At 64.1% G+C, this 22,019-nt stretch carries 24 protein-coding genes; 15 read left to right on the top strand and 9 right to left on the bottom strand.

Going from position 1 to position 22,019, the window contains the following annotated elements; all coding sequences use genetic code 11:
• Positions 1 to 19: 19 nt before the first annotated feature.
• From QW863_RS13690 to QW863_RS13665, 6 genes are all read right to left on the bottom strand, one after another.
• The gene (locus tag QW863_RS13690; RefSeq protein ID WP_315713813.1) at positions 20 to 1,288 is read right to left on the bottom strand and encodes a CpaE family protein; all 1,269 of its coding nucleotides are present in this window, start codon (positions 1,286 to 1,288) and stop codon (positions 20 to 22) included.
• Positions 1,285 to 2,025 carry a CpaD family pilus assembly protein gene (locus QW863_RS13685; RefSeq protein ID WP_315713814.1) on the bottom strand — a complete coding sequence of 247 codons (741 nt, stop codon included), beginning with the start codon at positions 2,023 to 2,025 and terminating at the stop codon, positions 1,285 to 1,287. The genes QW863_RS13690 and QW863_RS13685 overlap by 4 nt, the downstream gene beginning before the upstream one ends.
• A gap of 22 nt (positions 2,026 to 2,047) precedes the next feature.
• Positions 2,048 to 3,529, bottom strand: a complete 1,482-nt coding sequence (locus QW863_RS13680; protein ID WP_315714366.1) for a type II and III secretion system protein family protein — start codon at positions 3,527 to 3,529, stop codon at positions 2,048 to 2,050.
• A gap of 17 nt (positions 3,530 to 3,546) precedes the next feature.
• The gene (gene cpaB, locus QW863_RS13675) at positions 3,547 to 4,347 is read right to left on the bottom strand and encodes a Flp pilus assembly protein CpaB (RefSeq protein WP_315713815.1); all 801 of its coding nucleotides are present in this window, start codon (positions 4,345 to 4,347) and stop codon (positions 3,547 to 3,549) included.
• Between the two features lie 126 nt (positions 4,348 to 4,473).
• The gene (locus tag QW863_RS13670) at positions 4,474 to 4,998 is read right to left on the bottom strand and encodes a prepilin peptidase (protein WP_315713816.1); all 525 of its coding nucleotides are present in this window, start codon (positions 4,996 to 4,998) and stop codon (positions 4,474 to 4,476) included.
• Between the two features lie 326 nt (positions 4,999 to 5,324).
• Positions 5,325 to 5,489, bottom strand: a complete 165-nt coding sequence (locus QW863_RS13665; protein WP_231317342.1) for a Flp family type IVb pilin — start codon at positions 5,487 to 5,489, stop codon at positions 5,325 to 5,327.
• Between the two features lie 462 nt (positions 5,490 to 5,951).
• On the opposite strand from QW863_RS13665, the gene QW863_RS13660 reads away from it, so the two are divergent.
• From QW863_RS13660 to QW863_RS13645, 4 genes are all read left to right on the top strand, one after another.
• The gene (locus QW863_RS13660) at positions 5,952 to 6,779 is read left to right on the top strand and encodes a sterol desaturase family protein (RefSeq protein WP_315713817.1); all 828 of its coding nucleotides are present in this window, start codon (positions 5,952 to 5,954) and stop codon (positions 6,777 to 6,779) included.
• Between the two features lie 134 nt (positions 6,780 to 6,913).
• Positions 6,914 to 7,414: a pilus assembly protein N-terminal domain-containing protein gene (locus QW863_RS13655; RefSeq protein WP_315713818.1), complete on the top strand. Its 501-nt coding sequence runs from the start codon at positions 6,914 to 6,916 to the stop codon at positions 7,412 to 7,414.
• A gap of 310 nt (positions 7,415 to 7,724) precedes the next feature.
• Positions 7,725 to 8,270: a TadE/TadG family type IV pilus assembly protein gene (locus QW863_RS13650; RefSeq protein ID WP_315713819.1), complete on the top strand. Its 546-nt coding sequence runs from the start codon at positions 7,725 to 7,727 to the stop codon at positions 8,268 to 8,270.
• Positions 8,271 to 8,338: 68 nt separating this feature from the next.
• Complete coding sequence (locus QW863_RS13645) at positions 8,339 to 8,899, top strand: TadE/TadG family type IV pilus assembly protein (RefSeq protein ID WP_315713820.1); 561 nt, start codon at positions 8,339 to 8,341, stop codon at positions 8,897 to 8,899.
• A gap of 198 nt (positions 8,900 to 9,097) precedes the next feature.
• On the opposite strand, the gene QW863_RS13640 is transcribed toward QW863_RS13645, so the two are convergent.
• From QW863_RS13640 to QW863_RS13630, 3 genes are all read right to left on the bottom strand, one after another.
• Positions 9,098 to 9,310, bottom strand: a complete 213-nt coding sequence (locus tag QW863_RS13640) for a cold-shock protein (RefSeq protein WP_006612155.1) — start codon at positions 9,308 to 9,310, stop codon at positions 9,098 to 9,100.
• A gap of 300 nt (positions 9,311 to 9,610) precedes the next feature.
• Entirely contained in the window at positions 9,611 to 9,901 is a 291-nt protein-coding gene (gene infA, locus QW863_RS13635) for a translation initiation factor IF-1 (RefSeq protein WP_315713821.1), read from the bottom strand.
• Positions 9,902 to 9,925: 24 nt separating this feature from the next.
• On the bottom strand, positions 9,926 to 11,335 hold the full coding sequence (locus QW863_RS13630) for a DEAD/DEAH box helicase (RefSeq protein ID WP_315713822.1): 1,410 nt from the start codon (positions 11,333 to 11,335) through the stop codon (positions 9,926 to 9,928).
• 509 nt (positions 11,336 to 11,844) lie between these two features.
• Here QW863_RS13630 and urtA point away from each other — a divergent pair.
• The 11 genes from urtA (at position 11,845) to ureC (ending at position 22,002) form a co-directional block, all read left to right on the top strand.
• A complete protein-coding gene (gene urtA, locus QW863_RS13625) occupies positions 11,845 to 13,167 on the top strand; it encodes an urea ABC transporter substrate-binding protein (protein WP_315713823.1) in 1,323 nt (440 codons plus the stop codon).
• Between the two features lie 103 nt (positions 13,168 to 13,270).
• Positions 13,271 to 14,869 carry an urea ABC transporter permease subunit UrtB gene (gene urtB / locus QW863_RS13620; RefSeq protein WP_409998348.1) on the top strand — a complete coding sequence of 533 codons (1,599 nt, stop codon included), beginning with the start codon at positions 13,271 to 13,273 and terminating at the stop codon, positions 14,867 to 14,869.
• Positions 14,866 to 16,029 carry an urea ABC transporter permease subunit UrtC gene (urtC, locus tag QW863_RS13615; RefSeq protein ID WP_315713824.1) on the top strand — a complete coding sequence of 388 codons (1,164 nt, stop codon included), beginning with the start codon at positions 14,866 to 14,868 and terminating at the stop codon, positions 16,027 to 16,029. The genes urtB and urtC overlap by 4 nt, the downstream gene beginning before the upstream one ends.
• 4 nt (positions 16,030 to 16,033) lie before the next feature.
• Positions 16,034 to 16,795: an urea ABC transporter ATP-binding protein UrtD gene (gene urtD, locus QW863_RS13610; RefSeq protein WP_315713825.1), complete on the top strand. Its 762-nt coding sequence runs from the start codon at positions 16,034 to 16,036 to the stop codon at positions 16,793 to 16,795.
• 3 nt (positions 16,796 to 16,798) lie between these two features.
• Entirely contained in the window at positions 16,799 to 17,494 is a 696-nt protein-coding gene (gene urtE, locus QW863_RS13605; RefSeq protein ID WP_315713826.1) for an urea ABC transporter ATP-binding subunit UrtE, read from the top strand.
• Between the two features lie 58 nt (positions 17,495 to 17,552).
• Positions 17,553 to 18,389 (top strand): urease accessory protein UreD, encoded by an 837-nt coding sequence (locus tag QW863_RS13600; RefSeq protein ID WP_315713827.1) that lies wholly within the window; start codon positions 17,553 to 17,555, stop codon positions 18,387 to 18,389.
• Positions 18,390 to 18,437: 48 nt separating this feature from the next.
• Entirely contained in the window at positions 18,438 to 18,740 is a 303-nt protein-coding gene (locus QW863_RS13595; RefSeq protein ID WP_315713828.1) for an urease subunit gamma, read from the top strand.
• A gap of 127 nt (positions 18,741 to 18,867) precedes the next feature.
• Positions 18,868 to 19,173 carry an urease subunit beta gene (locus QW863_RS13590; protein WP_315713829.1) on the top strand — a complete coding sequence of 102 codons (306 nt, stop codon included), beginning with the start codon at positions 18,868 to 18,870 and terminating at the stop codon, positions 19,171 to 19,173.
• A gap of 4 nt (positions 19,174 to 19,177) precedes the next feature.
• On the top strand, positions 19,178 to 19,717 hold the full coding sequence (locus QW863_RS13585) for an HD domain-containing protein (RefSeq protein ID WP_315713830.1): 540 nt from the start codon (positions 19,178 to 19,180) through the stop codon (positions 19,715 to 19,717).
• On the top strand, positions 19,714 to 20,244 hold the full coding sequence (locus tag QW863_RS13580; RefSeq protein WP_315713831.1) for a hypothetical protein: 531 nt from the start codon (positions 19,714 to 19,716) through the stop codon (positions 20,242 to 20,244). The genes QW863_RS13585 and QW863_RS13580 overlap by 4 nt, the downstream gene beginning before the upstream one ends.
• 42 nt (positions 20,245 to 20,286) lie before the next feature.
• A complete protein-coding gene (ureC, locus tag QW863_RS13575; RefSeq protein WP_315713832.1) occupies positions 20,287 to 22,002 on the top strand; it encodes an urease subunit alpha in 1,716 nt (571 codons plus the stop codon).
• Positions 22,003 to 22,019: the final 17 nt, after the last annotated feature.

The following is a 22,019-nucleotide window of genomic DNA, read 5'->3' as shown; positions in this document are numbered from 1 at the left end:
CTTAGAACTCCACGCGTGCTTACTTCGCCCTCAGCTTGTCCAGCAGAGGCGACAGGAAGGAGCCTTTCGGCTTCTTTGTCTCGCTGCGGCCGGTGAGCCGCTGCGCGATCTGGAGAAACATCTCCGTCGTCCGATGGCTGGGAGACATCTCCGCAATCATCTGGCCGTTGTTGGCGGCCGCGCCGAAGATCTGCGGCTCGAACGGGATCGTTGCGATCGGCGGGCTTTCGATCGCCTTGGCGAACTCGCTCGCATTGATCTCGGGCCGCTTGGGAACGCCGACCTGGTTCAAGCAGTAGAGCGGCATGCGATCGTTCGGCCGGGCGGCCTTGAGGAGATCGAACATGTTCTTGGTGTTGCGCAGCGAGGCGAGATCCGGCGCCGCGACGATCAGGATATCATCCGCGGAGATCAGCGCCCGCTTGGTCCAGCCTGCCCATTGATGCGGAACATCGAGCACGATGCATGGCATCGAGGCCCGCAGCGTGTCGAAGACCGCATCGAATGCCTCGGCGCCGAAATCGTAGACCCGGTCGAGCGTCGCAGGCGCGGCCAGCAGGCTCAGATGATCGGTGCATTTCGACAACAGCCGGTCCATGAAGGCGATGTCGATCCGGTCCGGTGAGAAGACGGCGTCCGCGATGCCCTGCGCGGGATCCTGGTTGTAGTCGAGGCCGGCGGTGCCGAACGCCAAATCGAGATCTGCCACCACGGAGTCCATCGACAGGTCGCGCGCGATCGCCCAGGCAATGTTATGGGCCAGGGTCGAGGCTCCGACGCCGCCCTTGGCGCCGACGACGGCAACGATGCGCCCGACGGCCTTGGCTTCCGGCGCGGAGAATAGGTTGCAGATCGAGCGGACGACGTCGATCGGCGTCACTGGCGACAGCACATAGTCGCTGACGCCGCGCCGAACGAGCTCGCGATACAGCGTGACGTCGTTGACGCGGCCGATCACGACGACGCGCGTGCCCGGGTCGCAAACCGTCGCGAGCTGATCCAGGCCGGCCAGGATGTCGGTGCGTGCATCCGTCTCCAGAATGATGACGTTCGGGGTCGGGGCAGACCGGTAGGCCTCGATCGCCGCCGCCATGCCACCCATCTGAACCTTCAGATGGGCCTTGCCGAGGCGCCGGTCCTCACCGGCGGCCTGGACCGTCGCGGCGGTTTCCACCGTCTCACAGAACGCCTGCACGGACACGCGCGGCGCGGGCGCGATGTGATCGTCGGCCGGCGGCGGCACGACGTCAGGCTGCTCCTCTTGGGTCTGTCGGGCGTAGCTGATCATTTGCCTGTGTCGCTGAGTTTGGCCTTGTCGGCCTCTGGATACGTGATCGCGGTTGATTGTCCCTTGCGATATTTGTCGAACAATGCCGTGCGCCGGGTGGTATAGGACGGCGTTTCGGATCGCGGCTGCACGAGATCCGACGGGTTGGCGACCATTGCCGCCATGTTGCGCTGGTAGGCGCAGCCGTAGTTCCAGTCAGGCTTGTTGTCGAACCAGTTCTTGTTCTTGATCGACGGCCCGAGGTCATCCGGCCAGATCCCGCAGGGCCCCACCGTGGCCGACATTTTTGGGTAGCTCAGCCGGATCGCGGCCATCTGGCGCGGGTCCTTCGGCTGATAGTTGCGTACGGTGATGCCGTGCGGCGGGACGCCGGCGGCGGCCAGCAGGGAGTGGATCTCCCGCATCGAGTCGGCGGCCGCCCGTGCGTTGGGGGTGCCGCTCGGCACGTCGGCGCTGATCGCGCCCGTGCCTTGGCGAATCCAGCTCTGGGCCAGTCCCATCACGTCGGCGCGCTGCTCGGCCGTCAGGCCGCCACGACCCTGGCCGACGAAGACCACCAGGGAGTCCGGGGCCTCCTGGATCGCGATCGGGTGGCGCAGCCGGTAGTCGTCGGGGATGCTCGCCGTGGTGGCGGCGTCTCTGGTGTAGTTGCAGGCGCCGAGCAGGGCTGCGGCTCCGGCGAGCGCTGCGGCAAGGGGCAGGCGTCGGTATCGGGCGGGGCTGGATGTGGTGGTCATCGTTGCAGGTCCTTGTCCCGGCTCAGTCCGTGATGAAGCCATAGGTGCCGCGATAGTTGCGTCCGGGTTCGACCCGGCCGGGTACGCCGTAGATGCGGTTGATGCTACCCAGGAGATCGGCCTGGGGGTCGGACGCGGCCGCAAAGCCGTCGTCTGGGCGGGAGAGATCCTTCTGTGCCACGGCGCGGACGACGAACGGCGTCACCAGAACCATCAGTTCGGTCTGGTTGTTGACGTAGTCGCGGCTGCGGAACAGCGCGCCGAGGACCGGCAGCTGCATCAGGCCCGGCATGCCGCTGATCGCCTGCTTGGTCTGCTGCTGGATCAGGCCGGCCATCGCCATGGCGCCGCCGGAGGGAATTTCGAGCGTGGTCTCGGCGCGCCGGGTCTTGATCGATGGAACCGTCAACGAGTTGACCGTCGTCGAGCTGACGGCTTGCGACAGCGTGATCGAGTTCTCGTTTGAGAGCTCCGAGACCTCGGTCATCACCCGCATCGAGATCCGGCCCTCGCTGAGCACGACGGGCGTGAAGTTGAGCGAGATGCCGAACTTCTTGAAGCTGATCTGCGTCGTACAGACATGGGTCGTCGGATCACAGGAGTAACCGGCGGGAACCGGAAACTCGCCGCCGGCGATGAAGGTCGCGGACTCGCCCGAGATGGCGGTCAGATTGGGTTCGGCGAGCGTACGGATCACGCCCGCGTTCTCCATGGCGCGCAGTGTCGCCTGCACCGTCGGGGTCGCCCCGCCCAACGCTGCGGTCACGGCGTTGTTGGAGACGAGATTGCTACCGTAGGCGGTGAACGGATTGGAGTTCGCGAATTTGACGACAGCAGTTCCGTAGTTGAGCTGGCCGGAGAGATCGATGCCAAGCTGCTTGACGACCGAGCGCTGCACCTCGGCGACCGTCACCTTCAGCATCACCTGGTCCCGGCCGCGCACGGTGATCGAGTTGACGACCTTGTCGGCGCCGCCGGCGAGCCGGGCGGCCAGTTCGCCGGCCTGCTGGGCTTCGATCTGGCTCGACGCCGAGCCGGTCAGCACGATGCTGTCGGCGAGGCCCTCGATCTGGATATCGGCATTCGGCAGCAACTGCTTCAGCGCCGCCCGGGCGCCGTTCAGGTCGCGCTTGACCGCGATGTCGTAGGCCGCGATCTGCTGGCCCTGCGCGTCGAAGAAGACGATATTCGTCTGACCGATCGCCGCACCAATGATGTAGGCGCGCTGAGAGGAGCGCACGACGGCATTCGCGATCTTCGGATCAGCGACAAGAACGTCCTTGATGTCGCGCGGCAGATCGATGACGACGGACTTGCCGATGCCGAGCGCAAGGAAACGTGCATTGATCTGGCCGTCCGCGGCGGCGGCTGCAGTCGCCGGGCGATAGTCTGCCGCGATCACCGGCGCGATCGCCGGATTGAGGGTCAGCGCAGCGGCGGCCGAAAACGACAGCGCGCGGACCAGCAGGGTCCGCATCTTACGCTGATTTTCGCTGCAGGTCATCTGGGTGGTCCTCTTGCTCACTTCTGCGTCGTCATCGTGCTGGGAATGCCGAAGCGGACGACGGCAACGCTGTCGCTGCGCTTGCGGCTGGTCTCGTCCGTGCGGCGCTCGGCCACGTTGACGTCGGCGATGCTGCGGAGCGCCAGGGACAGCGTTCCGGTTTGACGGGCACGCGCGAGCGTCTCGGCCTGTTCCGGCTTCAGCTCCAGCGTGACGGTCTTGCCGACCACCGTGGTCTGGCCGTCCTTTTCCTTGGGGGCCTGATCGATCGCCAGCACACGGATGTTCGACAGGATGATATCGGAGCTGACGACGTCGCCCGCGTTGGGCTGATCCGGATTGCGTTCGCGCTTGGACAGGATCACGTCGACGCGGTCGTTCGGCAGGATGAAGCCGCCGGCGCCGGTCTCCGGAGAAATCTCGGTGGAAACGGCGCGCATGCCGGCCGGCAGGATCGCGGCCATGAAGCCCGAGCCGTCGGCCTTGACGAGCTTTTGTTCGCGGATGGGCTCGCCGGCAATGAACGGCGCCCGCGCGATCGTGCCGGTTATCTGCGTCTGTCCTTCAGGCCGCTCGTTGCGGCGGATGAAGCTGGCACTAGCCGTGGCCGCCGGCCAGCTCTGCCACTGCAGATCTTCGGGCTTGAGGGATTGGCCGAGGGCGATGTCGCCCTTGGCGACGAGAACGTCGACGGTCGGCATCTGCGGCGCGGGCGCGGCGACTTGAGCCGGCCGGTCGTCGGACCCGCTCGCGAGATATGCGGCCACGCCGCCAGCGCCTACAGCGATGGTCAGAACCACAATGCGTGCGGTATTCATACGCTTCACTTTCCACATGACGCCGCGACGTTTCCGCCGCCGTGATGGGAGTTGAGCAGTTATTCGTCAAAGCATGGTTAATGAGGCGTATCTAAATCGCCTTAACACCGCGTTGACACGGTGTGTTCAGAGCAATGCAAGGCGCGCGGCGTCGATCGCCTTCACCCAATCGGTCTCCGGATAGACCATCAGAGCGCCCAGGGCGAGCGCGATGCCATAGGGCACGCCGCTCTCCTTGGCGTGCAGGCGTGCAAGCCAGGGTTGCCCCGCCAGCATGTAGGGCAACGGCCATTGCCGGAACTGCATGAGGGCGAGGGTGAGCACGCCGCCGAAGATCGAGGCGTACAACAGGTAGTTCATCAGGTGGGCGAAGCCGAACCACAGGGCGGCGGCGGATGCGACCTTGGCGTCACCGCCGCCGATCCAGCCGAATGCAAAGCAGCTGAAAGCAATCACCAGCAGGGTCGCGCCCGCGCCCAGATGCATCAGCATGTCAGCCATGCTCATCCCGCTCAGCGGCGCCAGAACCAGGAAGCCGGCGACGAGCGCCAGGGAGACCCGGTTCGAAATGGTCATCGTGAACAGGTCGCTCGCCGCGGCAAAGGCCATCAGGGCCGGAAACAGCAGAAGGCGCGCGAGATCGAGGGTCATGGGCTCTCAATGGCATCGACGCGGGGCATGGGTGCGCCGCTGCGCCAGAGCCTAGCTGCAAGAAATAAACGATCGGGAAACAGCCGGAATGGCTGGCTGGTTGTCATTCTCACCAGACGCTGACGATGCGGGCCGCCAGAGCGAGGATGGACAGGCCGAGGCCGCCGCAGATCCAACGCAAGGCGACGTCGGCCCCGCTGGACGGAGGCCGGGACGCGGCTGCGGACAAAACGTGGTTACGCATCACTGAACGCCGCGAAGCTGAATGTGGAAATGATAAAGGCCCCGGATGTCCGGGGCCTTTTTTGCTCGGCCGTGACGACCGCTTACTTCAGCGAGGTGTTGATCGCGCCGAACTTGGAGCTCAGGCTGGAGCCGAGACCGTTCACCGCGGCAATGATCGCGAGCGAGATGCCGGCGGCGATCAGACCGTATTCGATCGCGGTCGCGCCGGATTCATCCTTCACGAAGCGAGCAAGAAGATTCTTCATAGGTAACTCCATGTACACGTGGCTGGTCGAACAAACTCTGGTCGTTGCGGCGTTCTCAGCACCGTGACCATGCGGCCACCGTAGGGGGCAGGAATTTCGGCGTAGTTAATTCGGTCGCCGAAACACGGCGACAAATGGCTGTTATTGTGCAGAGTAAACATTGGATGAAGTGCAGCACGACCATTCGAAATAACGCATGGCCACGCCGCAGTCGGTCTCGCTGAAAAGACGAGCGCAGGGTTTTGGCCGTCATGCCCGGCCCCATCCATCGCCAGGCCTGCTCCGCATTCCACACTATCCACACGATATGCATGGGGCCGTGTCGACCTGGCTGGTGGAGCATGTGGCTCGATGTCGATCGCGCTGGGCCGATCGGCAGAGCGGTTCTGCGGGCGCGCAGGTTCACGGCTCCTTAAGCGCCTGGGAGTACCCCTCGGAACAGTTCATGAGATGAGGAATGTGATGTCCGGTCTGCCATGGGAAGTCGCGCTGATGCTCGGCCAGACCATCGAGAAGGTGTTGCCGATCACCTTGATGCTGGCAGTGGTGTTCTCGGTGCTCAGTCACTTCTGGGCCTGCAATCCCGGCAAGCCGTGGTGGCAGAAGCGCGAGCTCGTCACCGACGTGGTCTACTGGTTCTTCGTGCCGGTGTTCGCGCGGGTGCTCCGCATCGGCTTTCTCGTGCTCGGCGCCAGCGTTGTCTTCAAGATCCGCGACGCCGACGAGTTGATCGCCTTCTATGAAAACGGGCACGGCCCGCTGGCGCAGCTTCCCGAATGGCTGCAGGGGGGGCTCTTCCTCGTGCTCTCCGACTTCATGCTGTACTGGACGCATCGTCTGTTCCATGGCGGCGAGTTCTGGAAATACCACGCGGTTCACCATTCGTCGGAGGATCTCGAGTGGATTTCGGCGGCCCGCTTCCATCCGATCAACCTGATCCTCGGCACGATCGCGGTCGACGTCATCCTCTTGATGGCCGGCATCTCGCCCAACGTCATGATCTGGGTCGGACCGTTCACGACGTTCCATTCGGCCTTCGTCCACGCCAATCTCAACTGGACGCTGGGCCCGCTGAAATATGTCCTCGCCACACCCGTCTTCCATCGCTGGCACCACACGTCGATGGAGCAGGGCGGCAACACCAATTTCGCCGGCACGTTCCCGATCTGGGACATCCTGTTCGGCACGTTTCGGATGCCGGAGGGGCAGTTGCCCATGGCCTACGGCAAGGACGAGGCGACGATGCCCGGTGAGTTCGGCGGTCAGCTCGCCTTTCCGTTCCGAAGATGACGTGTTCTGCAACCGCCCGAGGCTTCGTCGCGACGTTTGCAGATCATTCACCAATTGAGCGCAGATTTGCCGCGTCGGGCGCCGTCACCGCTGCGTATCGCTTGAGACGGCTCGTCAATGTCCCGGGGTTGAGTATGTCGTTCTTTGTGTCGTGTCGTCCTAGTGTTTCCTTCGCATTGCGGGCGGCCGTCGCCGCGGTGCTGCTGTGGCCGGCTGCCGTCTCGGCGGAGCCTGATCCCGCCATCGCCGTGAATGTCGACCAGGCCAAGCTGGTCAAGTTGCCCGACCGGGTCGCGACGCTCGTCGTCGGCAATCCGATGATCGCCGATGTGACCTTGCAGAGCGGCGGCATCATCGTCGTCACCGGCAAGAGCTACGGTGCCACCAACTTCATTGCGATGGATCGCGGCGGACAGGTGCTGATCGATCGCCAGATCCAGGTCGCCGGACCCACCGACCAGCTCGTGACGGTGTATCGGGGCGTCGATCGTGAGACCTATAGCTGCATGCCGATCTGCCAGCGCCGGGTGACCTTGGGCGACGGCGACAACTACTTCAAATCGGTGCTCGACCAGGCTGGAACGATGTCCAGCACGGCGAGCGGCAACGCGGCAGCGGCCTCGAAGACCAACTGAGCGCTGGCCTGGCCATGCTTGGCCGGGTCGATGGCAGCGCCTGACCGGATCTCCACGCGCCTCCGCACCGACGATGCGGTGAGCCTTGCCGCCGGTGCTGCGGCTGGATCGCCCGATTCGTTTGGTTTCGATGATCGGGTCGGGCAGGTGGCGCGCTGCCTCGAAGGGCTGGCTGCGAGCGAACCCCCAAGCATGGTTAGCGGGACGTTGATGCGGCGGGCCATACTGTCCGTATTGTAGGAAACTCTTTCCCAAGGAGTTTCCGCTATTCGTTTCACCCAGGTTGATGCCTTCCAGTCCGGATGACCCCATGCAAGCCCCCGTCTCCTTGACCGCTTCGATGCGCCGGCTGTTGCGCCGCTTCCGGCGTAACCGGCGGGCATCGGCCGCGCTCGAATTCGCGCTGGTCGCGCCGGTCTTCTTTGCGCTGCTGTTCGCGATCATCGAAACGGCGCTGATGTTCTTTGCCGGCCAGGTGCTCGAGACGATCACGCAGGACTCGGCGCGCATGATCCTGACCGGACAGGCGCAACAGGGCGCCTATACGCAGTCGCAGTTCGCGAGTTACGTCTGCACCCAGGTTCCCGCGCTGTTCGACTGCAACAAGATCTATATCGACGTGAAGAGCTACTCCTCGTTCGGGAGCGTCTCCATCAGCAACCAGATCGACAACAGCGGCAACTTCGTCAACAACATGACCTACAGCCCGGGCGCGGCCGGAGACATCGTCGTCGTCAGGCTGTTCTATCAATGGCCGATCTTCGTGACGGGGCTCGGCTACAACATCGCCAATCTGAGCGGCAGTAAGCGCCTGCTGGTGGGTACGGCCGCATTCAAGAACGAGCCGTATTCATAACGCTGACCTCGCGAGCTTCTTCTGAGGGACACCAGGAATTCATCATGCCGTTGGGAAGAATGCCGGGTATGTCTTCGAGCCTGCGCCTGTGGCGTCGCATCGACGCCTTCGCTGCCGATTGTCGCGGTGTCGCGGCCACCGAGTTCGCATTCATCGTGCCGCTGATGCTGGTGATGTTCTTCGGCACGGTCGAATTCTGCTCGGCCATCGCCGTCGACCGCAAGGTCACCCTGATGGCGCGCACCCTGTCGGATCTGACCTCGCAATCGACCTCGGTTGGCGACAGCGACATGTCGAACTTCTTCGCCGCCTCGACCGGCATCATGTACCCGTATTCCACGACGCCGGTGAATGCGACGATCACCGAGCTCTATGTCGATCCCACCACCAAGCAGGCGACGGTGAAGTGGAGCAAGGGATCGACGCCGCGAACCGTCGGCATGACGGTCGGCGTGCCGGCTGAATTGCTGGTGTCCGGCACCTATCTGATCTTCAGCGAGGTGAACTACCAGTACGTTCCGACGATCGGCTACGTCATGGGCAAGACGGGCGTCAATCTCAGCGACGTCGCCTATACCCGCCCGCGGCAGTCGACCTGTGTGATGTATAGCCCGGCGACTTCCTGCTGAGGTGAGGGCTGCCGCAACGGAGCCCGCCCGGCCCCGGGGCCGCAGTCGCATACGCGCCTGCGAACCGGAGCGACCGACACTACGGTCATTTGGACGAGCAGAACTCGGCGGCAAACAATCAAGGCAATAAAAAAGGCCGCGCAAGGCGGCCTTTCGTTGTCCAGATGGGCAATCGCATGCGCGATCGCCCGGCGTCGCTCAATTGGCGGCGCGGAGATTGTCGGCCGACGACTTGCCCGAACGGCGGTCCGCCACGATCTCGTAGGAGATCTTCTGGCCTTCCCGCAGCGTGCCGAGACCAGCGCGCTCGACGGCGCTGATGTGCACGAACACGTCGTTGCCGCCGTCGTCCGGCTGAATGAAGCCATAGCCCTTGGTTGCGTTAAACCACTTCACGGTTCCCATGCTCACGGGGTAGTTCCCTTCTCAGATACCAAATGCGTAGCCCAGTCTCCTGGGCTGGTTAGATCGAATTTTTGGAAGGGTCGTCAGCGTCTGAACCGGCTGTACCGGTAATAGCTAATCTCGTCCGGCCGAAAATCGATTGCGGGATATATTATTGGAAATGCCCGCGCAAAACAATCCTGAGCTGCGCGAGAGTGCATGATTTTTTGACGCGCCGGCTCGACGCCGACGCGCTGAATTGTCGCTGATTGCGCAAGGCTTGATCAATCCGCCGGGCCGGGCGGAACATTGCTCCGCCCAATGCCCCTAGCGCCGACGGAACTGGCCGCCGCGCTGCGCTGCGCCACGCGGAGGACCGCCGGGCGAGCTGGCACGCTCGTCCTTGTGGCGGAAGATCAGCCGGCCCTTTTCGAGGTCGTAGGGCGACATCTCGACCGTCACGCGGTCTCCCGCGAGCGTCTTGATGCGATTCTTTTTCATCTTGCCCGCGGTGTAGGCGACGATCTCGTGCCCCGCGTCGAGTTGTACCCGATAGCGTGCGTCGGGAAGGATTTCGGTGACCAGCCCTTCGAACTGGATCAGCTCTTCCTTAGCCATGTCTTTCTCCAGATCGATAGACGTCTAGTTTGGCCGTTGGTTGCGGTTTTGAGCGTGGTTTTTGGGTCTGCCCTCGCGATGCAGGAAAGCAACGCCTTGAATCGACCCGGCCTTACCGCCGCCTTGCGACGGCCGCTGGGGCTCCTGACGATTGCCTGGCAGAGACGCCATCTTAGCATTGGAACGACGGTGACGGCGAGGGCCTTTTGCGGCGGTGCCACCCTCGTTGGTCCGCGCATTCTGCATGCCAGGACGGCCACCGCGCTGAGGCGGCTTGGCCGGTGCAGCGGCCTCGCGGAGGCCGGGCGTGCGGCGATCGTCGCGCGGCAGCGAGATCTTGATCAGCCGTTCGATGTCGCGAAGGTAGGACAGCTCGTCCGATCCGGCCACGAGCGAAATCGCAACGCCCTCGGCGCCGGCGCGCGCCGTGCGGCCGATCCGGTGGACGTAGGTCTCGGGCACGTTCGGCAGGTCGAAATTGACGACATGGCTGACGCCGTCGACGTCGATGCCGCGGGCCGCGATGTCGGTTGCGACGAGGGTTCGGATCTCGCCGGTGCGGAACGCCGCCAGGGTGCGCTCGCGATGGTTCTGCGACTTGTTGCCGTGAATCGCCTGGGCGGGGATGCCGGCTCTTTCGAGGCTCTTCACGACCTTGTCGGCGCCGTGCTTGGTGCGGGTGAACACCAGCGCGCGGTTGACCGGCTCCTGCTTGAGCAACTGAGCCAGAAGGTTCGGCTTGGCCGAGTGGTCAACGTGGATGACGCGCTGGGCAATGCGCTCGACCGTCGAGGAGACGGGGGTCACCGCGACCCGCGCGGGGTCGCGCAGCATGGCGTCCGCGAGCTCGGCGATGTCCTTAGGCATGGTGGCCGAGAAGAACAGCGTCTGCCGCTTGATCGGCAGCTTGGCCACGATCTTCCGGATGTCGTTGATGAAGCCCATGTCGAGCATGCGGTCGGCTTCGTCGAGCACCAGGAACTCGACATGGGTCAGCTTCAAAGCGTTGCTCTGAACCAGATCGAGCAACCGGCCAGGGGTGGCAACCAGCACTTCGAGGCCGGGCATGATAGCGCGGACCTGGCGCCCCATCGGCACGCCGCCGATCGCGAGCGCCGAGCTCAGCCGGATGTGCCGGCCATAGGTGTTGAAGCTGTCGAGGATCTGACCCGACAATTCGCGGGTCGGGCTCAGCACCAGCACGCGTGCCGTCTTCGGCTGCGGCTTGATCCGGTTCTGCAGCAAGCGGTGCAGGATCGGCAGCGCAAACGAGGCCGTTTTGCCGGTTCCCGTCTGGGCGATGCCGATCACGTCGCGGCCTTCGAGCGCGAGCGGGATGGTCTGGGCCTGGATCGGGGTAGGGGTGGTGTAGTTCTCTTCCTTCAGCGCGCGCGTCAGCGCGTCGGCGAGGTTAAAATCCTGGAAGGATGTCAAAAGATGGGGCTTTCCATAAGAGGATAAGGCCCGTGTCGGCAGGCAGCCGGACGCGGGTGGGTGGTTGAGAGACACCCGCGTGTTTGGAGCGCCTAGATTGGATGGGTGAGAATGCGAAGCCAGAAGCTCTGGTCGAGCTAAAGAACACGCGGCTTGCAAAGATCCGGCCGATTCGCCCTGATCTACCAGCTATATGGAACAGATGGACGGCACTTTCAAGGCCGGTGCGCAACGGATTGGCTTTCCGGGTGGTACTCGGCTGCTTTAAATTTAGCCATTCAAAACAAAGTGCACAAATCCTGCGCTGTATGCCATCTGATTAATCATCGGGCTTGCTCAATCCGGCAGCAGAAGGTCGCGGTACCTCTCTGCGAGAACGCCTAGTTCCACTTTTATGTCAATGCCTTACCAGATGTGCACGGCATGGCACACTTCTTGCGATTCCTGCCTGCGCAGACCGCCGGCCGCCTTGGCTGCGAAGCAGGTCTGCGTCAGGGAGATATTACCTCATGCTTACTCGACTCACTCGGGAATTAACGGCGCCGTTCAGCCGCCGTCGCTGGCTGGCTGCTGCTGCCGGCCTGGCGCTCGGCGCAGCCGGCTTTGGCCCGGCCAAGGCCGCTGACGACACCATCAAGATTGGCGTTCTGCATTCTCTGTCCGGCACCATGGCCATCAGCGAGACCACGCTGAAGGACACGATCCTGTTCTTGATCGACGAACAGAACAAGAAGGGCGGCGTGCTCGGCAAGAAGCTCGAGGCCGTCGTGGTCGACCCCGCTTCGAACTGGCCGCTGTTCGCCGAGAAGGCGCGTGAGCTGATCACCAAGGACAAGGTCGCGGTCGTGTTCGGCTGCTGGACCTCGGTGTCGCGCAAGTCGGTGCTGCCAGTGTTCAAGGAGCTGAACAGCATCCTGTTCTACCCGGTCCAGTACGAAGGCGAGGAGAGCGAGCGCAACGTGTTCTACACCGGTGCGGCGCCGAACCAGCAGGCGATCCCGGCGGTCGACTACCTGATGAAGGAAGAGAAGGTGAAGCGCTGGGTGCTGGCCGGCACCGACTACGTCTATCCGCGCACCACCAACAAGATCCTCGAAGCCTACCTGAAGTCCAAGGGCGTGGCTCAGGACGACATCATGATCAACTACACGCCGTTCGGTCATTCCGACTGGCAGACCATCGTCGCCGACATCAAGAAGTTCGGCTCGGCCGGCAAGAAGACCGCCGTGGTCTCGACCATCAACGGCGACGCCAACGTTCCGTTCTACAAGGAGCTCGGCAACCAGGGCATCAAGGCCAAGGACATTCCGGTCGTCGCATTCTCGGTGGGTGAGGAAGAGCTCGCCGGCATCGACACCAAGCCGCTGGTCGGCCATCTCGCCGCCTGGAACTACTTCGAGTCGATCAAGACCCCGGCGAACGAGAAGTTCATCAAGGACTGGCAGGCCTACACCAAGAACCCGAAGCGCGTGACCAACGACCCGATGGAAGCGCATGTGATCGGCTTCAACATGTGGGTGAAGGCGGTGGAGAAGGTGAAGTCGACCGATCCGGACAAGGTCATCGACGCTCTCCCGGGCACCGAGGCGCCGAATCTGACCGGCGGCGTGTCGAAGATGCTGCCGAACCACCACATCACCAAGCCGGTGTTCATCGGCGAGATCAAGGGCGATGGCCAGTTCAGTGTCGTCTACAAGACCAAGGACCTCGTCCCCGGCGACGCCTGGTCGAAGGAGCTCGAGGGCTCGAAGGACCTGATCGGCGACTGGGTCGGCAAGAAGTGCGGCAATTTCAACGTCAAGACCAACAAGTGCCTGGGCTCGGGCTCCTGATCTCGACCTGACGCGACCATGACGACAGGAGAAGGCGGCGATGTTGCCGCCTTCTCCCGACCTCCTGAACTCCTGCCGGGGTTGTCCAGTGCCTGCTCCTTTTTTGGCGATCATTCGCCGTCTGCTTGTTTTGCTCGCCCTGATCGCCGTTTCCGTTCCCGCCTTCGCAGCCAGTTTCGAAGAGTCCGTCGCGAAGTTCGCGAACGATGATTTCTCGGACACGGACGAGGCCGTCGGCGAGATCGCCGTGTCGGGCAACCCGCTGGCTTTCCCGATCATCAGCGCGCTCCAGGACGAACGGCTGATGTTCGATGCCGACACCAAGAAGGTCTTCATCAAGCAGGCCGACGGCAGGATCATCGATGCTGCCACCGGCGCCGCCGTCGACAAACTGCCCGACAATGCCGCCGCCGTCAGCCTCAACAACCGGCTGCGCCGCAGCGTCGATGCCGCGCTCGGCGGTTTGACGCTGCTGTCGCCGGATACCAACACGCGCCTGACCGCCGCAAGATCGGTGTTCAAGTCGCATGACGAGGCGACGTTGCCGACGGTGGAGTCGGCGCTCGCCAAGGAAACCAATCGCGCCGTGAAGCAGGCGCTGACCGAGGCGCGTGCCGCCATCCTCCTGTTCAAGTCTGACGCCAGCGAGGTCGACAAGCTCGAAGCCGTCGCCACCGTGAGGGCGCGCGGCGACCAGGAAGCTCTGGCGCTGCTGACGGAGATCGGCGGCGCGGACCAGCCGGCAACCGTCGCCAAGGCTGCGGCGAGCGCCATCTCGTCGATCCAGAGCTCGCTCGCAATCTGGTCCGGCGTGCAGAACGCCTGGTACGGCCTGTCGCTCGGCTCGGTGCTGCTGCTGGCCGCCATCGGCCTTGCCATCACCTTCGGCGTCATGGGTGTCATCAACATGGCCCATGGCGAGATGGTGATGCTCGGCGCCTACACCACCTTCGTCGTCCAGGAGGTCATCCGCACGCGCTACCCGGCGCTGTTCGACTATTCGCTGCTGATTGCCGTCCCGCTCGCCTTCCTGGTGGCCGGCGCGATCGGCGTGCTGATCGAGCGCACCATCATCCGCTTCCTCTACGGCCGCCCGCTCGAAACCCTGCTGGCGACCTGGGGCCTGTCGCTGATCCTGCAGCAGGCGGTGCGCACGGCATTCGGTCCGACCAACCGCGAGGTCGGCAATCCCTCCTGGATGAGCGGTGCGTTCGAACTCGGACAGATCACCATCACCTATAACAGGCTCTGGATCCTCTGCTTCACCATGGCGGTGTTCGCCATCCTGCTGGCGATGTTGCGCTACACCGCGCTCGGCCTGGAGATGCGTGCAGTGACGCAGAACCGGCGCATGGCGGCGTCGATGGGCATCGCGACCTCGCGGGTCGATGCGCTCACCTTCGGGCTCGGCTCCGGCATCGCCGGCATCGCCGGGGTGGCGCTGTCGCAGATCGACAATGTCAGCCCGAATCTCGGCCAGAGCTACATCATCGACTCCTTCATGGTCGTGGTGTTCGGCGGCGTCGGCAATCTCTGGGGCACCTTGGTCGGCGCCTTCACGCTCGGCATTGCCAACAAGTTCCTGGAGCCGGTCGCCGGCGCCGTGCTCGGCAAGATCGCGATTCTGGTGCTGATCATCCTGTTCATTCAAAAGCGCCCGCGCGGGCTGTTCGCGCTCAAGGGCCGGGCGGTGGAAGCATGATGCCGCACGTCCTCACCCGGTCGCTGGACCGCGCTGCGACCGTCTTCGTGCTCGTCGTCGCCGCCTGCGGCGTGCTGATCCCGCTGTCCAACCTGCTGCTGCCGGCCGGTTCGGCGCTGCAGGTGCCGACCTATCTGGTCGCGCTGTGGGGCAAATATGTCTGCTACGCGATCCTGGCGCTCTCGATCGACCTGATCTGGGGCTATTGCGGCATCCTCTCGCTCGGTCACGGCGCGTTCTTCGCGCTCGGCGGCTATGCGATGGGCATGTATCTGATGCGCCAGATCGGCACCCGGGGCGTCTATGGCAATCCGATCCTGCCGGACTTCATGGTGTTCCTGAATTATTCCAAGCTGCCCTGGTACTGGCACGGCTTCGACATGTTCTGGTTCGCGGCTTTGATGGTGCTCGTGGTGCCCGGCCTGCTCGCCTTCTGCTTCGGCTGGCTCGCCTTCCGCTCGCGCGTCACCGGCGTGTATCTGTCGATCATCACCCAGGCGATGACCTACGCGCTGCTGCTCGCCTTCTTCCGCAATGATTTCGGCTTCGGCGGCAACAACGGCCTGACCGACTTCAAGGACATCCTCGGCTTCAACGTCCAGGCGGAAGGCACCCGCGCCGCGCTGTTCGCGCTGAGCTGTCTCGCGCTCATTCTGGCGTTCCTGATCTGCCGGGCCGTCGTGTCGTCGAAGCTCGGCAAGGTGCTGATCGCGATCCGCGATGCCGAGTCGCGGACGCGTTTCCTCGGTTATCGTGTCGAGTCCTACAAGCTGTTCGTGTTCACGCTGTCGGCGTGCATGGCCGGCGTCGCAGGCGCGCTCTACGTTCCTCAGGTCGGCATCATCAATCCATCCGAGTTCGCGCCCGGCAATTCGATCGAGGCCGTGATCTGGGTCGCGGTCGGCGGCCGAGGCACGCTGGTAGGTGCTGCGCTCGGCGCCGTCGTCGTGAACTACGCGAAGACGTTCTTCACCTCGGGCGTGCTGGCGCCGTACTGGCTGTTCATGCTCGGCGCATTGTTCGTGCTCGTCACTCTGCTGCTGCCAAAAGGCATCATAGGCACCTTCAATTCCTGGTGGGATCAGCTCGGCAGCAGGAGGCTGAACGCCGAGAGCGCCGCCCGCGAGGACGGCGTCACCGAACCCAAGATGGCGGAGTGAGCGCATGAACGTGATGGACACCCGCGCGACGTCGTCGCTGCTCTATCTCGACGGCGTGCACGTCTCGTTCGACGGCTTCCACGCCATCAACAATCTCTCGCTGACGCTCGAGTCCGGCGAGATGCGCGCCATCATCGGCCCGAACGGGGCCGGCAAGACCACGATGATGGACATCATCACCGGCAAGACCAAGCCCGACGAGGGCACGGTGCTGTTCGACGGCAAGACGGATCTCACCCGCCTCGACGAGACCCGCATCGCCGAGCTCGGGATCGGCCGCAAGTTTCAGAAGCCGACGGTGTTCGAGAGCCAGTCGGTCGAGGACAACCTGCTGCTCGCGCTCAATGTCGATCACAGCGTCAAGGGCACGCTGTTCTGGCGCGGCTCGAGGAGCGAGTCCGAGCAGATCGACCGGGTGCTCGAGACCGTGCGGCTCAAGGATGCCAGACGCAAGCTCGCCGGCAGCCTGTCGCACGGCCAGAAGCAGTGGCTGGAGATCGGCATGCTCCTGGCACAGGACCCGAAGCTGCTGCTGGTCGACGAACCGGTCGCCGGCATGACCGACGTCGAGACGCATCAGACGGCTGAGCTGCTCAAGGAAATCAACAAGGATCATACCGTCATGGTCGTCGAGCACGACATGACCTTCGTGCGCGAGCTCGGCGTCAAGGTCACCTGCCTCCACGAAGGCACGGTGCTGGCCGAAGGTACCATCGATCAGGTGTCGTCGAACGATCGGGTAATCGAAGTGTATCTGGGGCGCTAGGCGATGTTGGACGTCAAGGACATCAACCTCTATTACGGCGCCGCCCAGGCGCTGCGCGGCGTCTCGATCGCGGCGGAGCCCGGCAAGGTCACCTGCGTGCTCGGCCGCAACGGCGTCGGCAAGACCTCGCTGCTGCGGGCGCTGGTCGGACAATATCCGCTGGCCTCCGGCAGCATCACCTTCGATGGCGCCGACATCACCCATCTCAAGCCCTATGAACGGGCGCGCAAGGGCATCGGCTTCGTGCCGCAGGGTCGCGAGATCTTCCCGCTGCTCACGGTGGAGGAGAACCTCAAGACCGGCTTCGGACCGCTGAAGCGCAGCGATCGCAGCATCCCGGACGACGTGTTCTCGCTGTTTCCGGTGCTGGAATCGATGCTCGGCCGCCGCGGCGGCGATCTTTCCGGCGGCCAGCAGCAGCAGCTTGCGATCGGCCGTGCCATGGTGATGCGGCCAAAGCTCCTGCTTCTCGACGAGCCGACCGAGGGCATCCAGCCCTCGATCATCAAGGACATCGGCCGGGCGATCTCGTATCTGCGCAATCTTGGCAACATCGCGATCGTCCTGGTCGAGCAGTATCTCGACTTTGCCTGCGAACTCGGCGACAACTTCGCCGTTATGGATCGCGGCGCGGTGAAGTTCACCTGCACCCGCGCCAATCTCGATCAGGCCGAGATCAGCCGCCAGATGGCGCTGTGATCATCACGTAGCTTCTCGACGCGGTCTCGCCCGCGTCTGGTCCCAGGGGAGGGGATCGATGCGGGCCGATCCCGCCAGCGCCGCTGCCGACATCTTCGAGGCCAACCGCGCCCGAGGCGCGGTGCGCTTCGACGTGCGGCTGCAGGATGGCATGACGCGGCGCCATCATCTGCATGAATCCGGCTCGCTGCGGGTGCGCTTTCCCTCGCCCGAGGACGACGGTCTGTCGGCGATGTTCGTCAACACGGCCGGCGGCATCGCCGGCGGTGACCACTTTGCGATCGAGGTCACAGCCGGCGAAGGTAGCCGCATGACGCTTTCGAGCGCCGCGGCCGAAAAGGTCTATCGCGCCGCTGGCAAGCCCGCAGAGCTCGATATCGCGCTGACCGCCCATGCGGGTGCCCACATCTCCTGGCTGCCGCAGGAGACCATCCTGTTCGACCGCGCCCGCATCCATCGCCGGATCGACATCGACCTTGCCGATACCGCCTCGCTGTTGTTGTGCGAGATCGTCGTGTTCGGCCGCACCGCGATGGGTGAGTGCATGCGCGAGGGCGAATTCGTCGATCGCTGGCGGCTGCGGCGCGGCGGCAAGCTGGTGTTCGCCGAGACGGTCCGCCTCGACGGCGACATCGGCGACAAGCTGGCGCGGCCGGCCATCGCCAAGGGCGGCGCGGCCATCGGGACCGCGCTGATCGTGCCGGGCGACGCCGCGCTGGTCGACCGCATCAGGGACAGCCTGCCGGCCTTCCGGGGAGAGGTCGCGCTGTCGGCCTGGAATGGATTTGCAATGGCCCGCTTCTGTGCCCAAGATGCCGCAAGCCTGCGCGCCGACATGATGGCGGTGCTCGGCTGTGCTTCGACCGGGCCGCTGCCGCGGCTGTGGCTCAACTAGACGTTTACCAACTGATGACTACCAGAAGACCATCACCAGAGAGTCCGCATGAACCTGTCTCCCCGCGAAAAGGACAAGCTCCTGATCTCGATGGCCGCCATTGTGGCCCGCCGCAGGCTCGATCGCGGCGTCAAGCTGAACCACCCCGAAGCGGTCGCGATCATCTCCGACTTCATCCTGGAGGGCGCGCGTGACGGCCGCACCGTGGCCGAACTGATGCAGGCCGGCGCCCAGGTCCTGACCCGTGACCAGGTGATGCCCGGTATCCCCGAGATGATCCACGACATCCAGGTCGAGGCGACGTTTCCGGACGGCACCAAGCTGGTCACGGTGCACGAGCCGATCCGCTAATCATTGCACGTCATTCCGGGACAGCGCGCAGCGCTGGGCCCGGAATCCAGAGATGGCTTGAAAACAATCGTTTGAGATTCCGGGCTCGGTCCTGCGGACCGCCCCGGAATGACGGAGAAAAAGCGAAATGATCCCCGGCGAACTCTTCATCCAGGACGGCGAGATCGAGCTCAATGCCGGCCGCAAAACCGTGACCCTGTCGGTCGCAAATACCGGCGACCGGCCGATCCAGGTCGGCTCGCACTACCATTTCTTCGAGACCAATCCGGCGCTGAAGTTCGATCGCAGACGCGCGCGCGGCATGCGGCTCGACATCGCGGCCGGCACGGCCGTGCGCTTCGAGCCGGGCCAGACCCGCGACGTGCAACTGGTGGCGCTCGCCGGCAAGCGCATGGTCTACGGCTTTCGCGGCGACGTCATGGGCAAGTTGTAAGCCGATGCTGACCGGATTACGCCTCGTCTCCGAAGCCGCCGAGCTGGCGGCGCGCCGTCACGCCGGCCAGCAGCGCAAGGGCCGCGACGAGGAGCCTTACATCAATCATCTCGCCGAGGTCGCAAACATCCTGTCGGCAACCTGCGACGGCGAGGACGCCGAGCTCGTCGCGGCAGGCTGGCTGCACGACACCATCGAGGACACCGATACGGCCGCTGACGAGCTGGCGGAGCGCTTTGGGCGTCGTGTTGCCGACCTCGTCGTGGAAGTCACAGATGACATGACCCTGCCGAAGAGCGAGCGGCGCCAGGTCCAGGTCATCGCCGCGCCCGGCAAGTCCGCTGGTGCCAAGCAGATCAAGATCGCCGACAAGATCAGCAACATCCGCGCCCGCATCTTCTTCGAGCCGGACCTGGAGCAGCAGCTCGAGCTGATGGAGTATCTCGGCTGGGCCGAGCAGGTCGTCGCCGGCTGCCGCGGTGTCAACGCGCGGCTCGATGTGCTGTTCGATGAGACGGTTGCGAATGCGAGGGCGACGTTGTGAGCGTATTGGCTCGCATGCGCCCTGCTGCTGTCTGCGGCCTGCGTGCGGCATCGGCTCTTGCAGCATTTGCCTCTGCTGCTTGGGCGGCCGACGATCAGCGCTGGCGCATTTTCGAACAGGACGGGGGAGCGCTGCTATCTCCGAGTCATAGCGATGAGGCCACCGACGATGTCGGTTCGCCCTCCTTTCGCTGCAAGGCCAAATCCGGGACCATCGCCGTCACGGGAGATGCCGGCCAGGAGCTTCGCAATGCGGTCGCTGATCTTCTGCGGTCCAACGGCTATCCGCAGGTCGAGATGGTCCCGGCGAGCCGGTTCGGGCAAGCCCTCCTGAGCGTGTCCTACAGCGAGGCGGGATCGGTCTGGGAGTATAGCTTTGAGTTGGAGGCGGATGCGCCCGCCTTCGATGCGTTTAAGCGGTCCGGACGATTGACGTTCAAAGTCGGCAAGACCGTCGTTCGCGAGGAGTTCAAGGCGGGTCTTGAGAACGTCGCCAAGTTTCAATCGATCTGCGCGCGTCCCAAATGAGCCGCACCGGATATATTTGAGAGCTAGAGGCTGGAGCACGACATGTCCGTCAAGATCAAGCGTTCCGTCTACGCCGACATGTTCGGCCCGACCACCGGTGACAAGGTGCGCCTCGCCGACACCGACCTGATCATCGAGGTCGAGAAGGACTTCACCACCTATGGTGAGGAGGTGAAGTTCGGCGGCGGCAAGGTGATCCGTGATGGCATGGGCCAGTCGCAGGCGACCAACAAGCAGGGCGCCGCCGACACGGTCATCACCAATGCGCTCATCGTCGATCACTGGGGTGTCGTGAAGGCCGACGTCGCGATCAAAGAGGGCATGATCTCAGCGATCGGCAAGGCCGGCAATCCGGACATCCAGCCCGGCGTCACCATCGTGATCGGCCCGGGCACCGACGTGATCGCGGGCGAGGGCAAGATCCTCACCGCCGGCGGTTTCGACAGCCACATCCATTTCATCTGCCCGCAGCAGATCGAGCACGCGCTGATGAGTGGCGTCACCTCGCTGCTCGGCGGCGGCACCGGCCCGTCGCACGGCACCTTCGCCACCACCTGCACGCCCGGCCCCTGGCACATCGGGCGCATGATGCAGTCGTTCGATGCGTTCCCTGTGAACCTCGGCATCTCCGGCAAGGGCAACGCGTCGCGCCCGGCCGCGCTGGTCGAGATGGTCAAGGCCGGCGCCTGCGCGCTGAAGCTGCACGAGGACTGGGGCACGACGCCGGCGGCGATCGACAATTGTCTCTCGGTCGCCGACGATCACGACGTGCAGGTCATGCTGCACTCCGACACGCTGAACGAATCCGGCTTCGTCGAGGACACCATCAAGGCCTTCAAGGGCCGCACCATCCACGCCTTCCACACCGAAGGCGCCGGCGGCGGGCACGCGCCTGATATCATCAAGGTCGCCGGGCTGAAGAACGTGCTGCCGTCGTCGACCAACCCGACGCGGCCGTTCACGCGCAACACCATCGACGAGCATCTGGACATGCTGATGGTGTGTCACCATCTCGATCCGTCGATCGCCGAGGATCTCGCCTTTGCCGAGAGCCGCATCCGCAAGGAGACGATCGCGGCGGAGGACATCCTGCACGATCTCGGCGCGCTCTCGATGATGTCATCGGATTCGCAGGCGATGGGCCGGCTCGGCGAGGTCATCATCCGGACCTGGCAGACCGCCGACAAGATGAAGAAGCAGCGCGGCGCGCTGCCGCAGGACAAGGGCAAGGACAACGACAATTTCCGCGTCAAGCGCTACATCGCCAAATACACGATCAACCCGGCGATTGCGCATGGCGTGTCGAAGCTGATCGGCTCGGTCGAGAAGGGCAAGCTCGCCGACCTCGTGCTGTGGTCGCCCGCCTTCTTCGGCGTCAAGCCGGACTGCGTCATCAAGGGCGGCACCATCGTCGCCGCGCCCATGGGCGATCCGAACGCCTCGATCCCGACCCCGCAGCCGGTGCATTACCAGCCGATGTTCGGCGCGTTCGGCAAGTCGCTGACGGCTTCGTCCGTGATCTTCACCTCGAAGGCGGCCATCACCGGCGGGCTCGCCCGCAAGCTCGGCCTTTCGAAGAAGCTCTACGCGGTGCAGAACACCCGCGGCAGGATCTCGAAGAAGAGCATGATCCACAATGATGCGACGCCCAACATCGAGGTCGATCCGGAGACATACGAGGTGCGGGCCGACGGCGAGCTCCTGACCTGCGAGCCGGCCGAGGTGCTGCCCATGGCGCAGCGCTACTTCATGTACTAAGCTCCCGCCCGGTACCA

This window comes from Bradyrhizobium sp. SZCCHNR1017, assembly GCF_032381375.1.
Taxonomy (GTDB): domain Bacteria; phylum Pseudomonadota; class Alphaproteobacteria; order Rhizobiales; family Xanthobacteraceae; genus Bradyrhizobium.
Note: the sequence above shows the minus strand (reverse complement) of the source record. Positions and strands in the feature narration are given on the sequence as shown.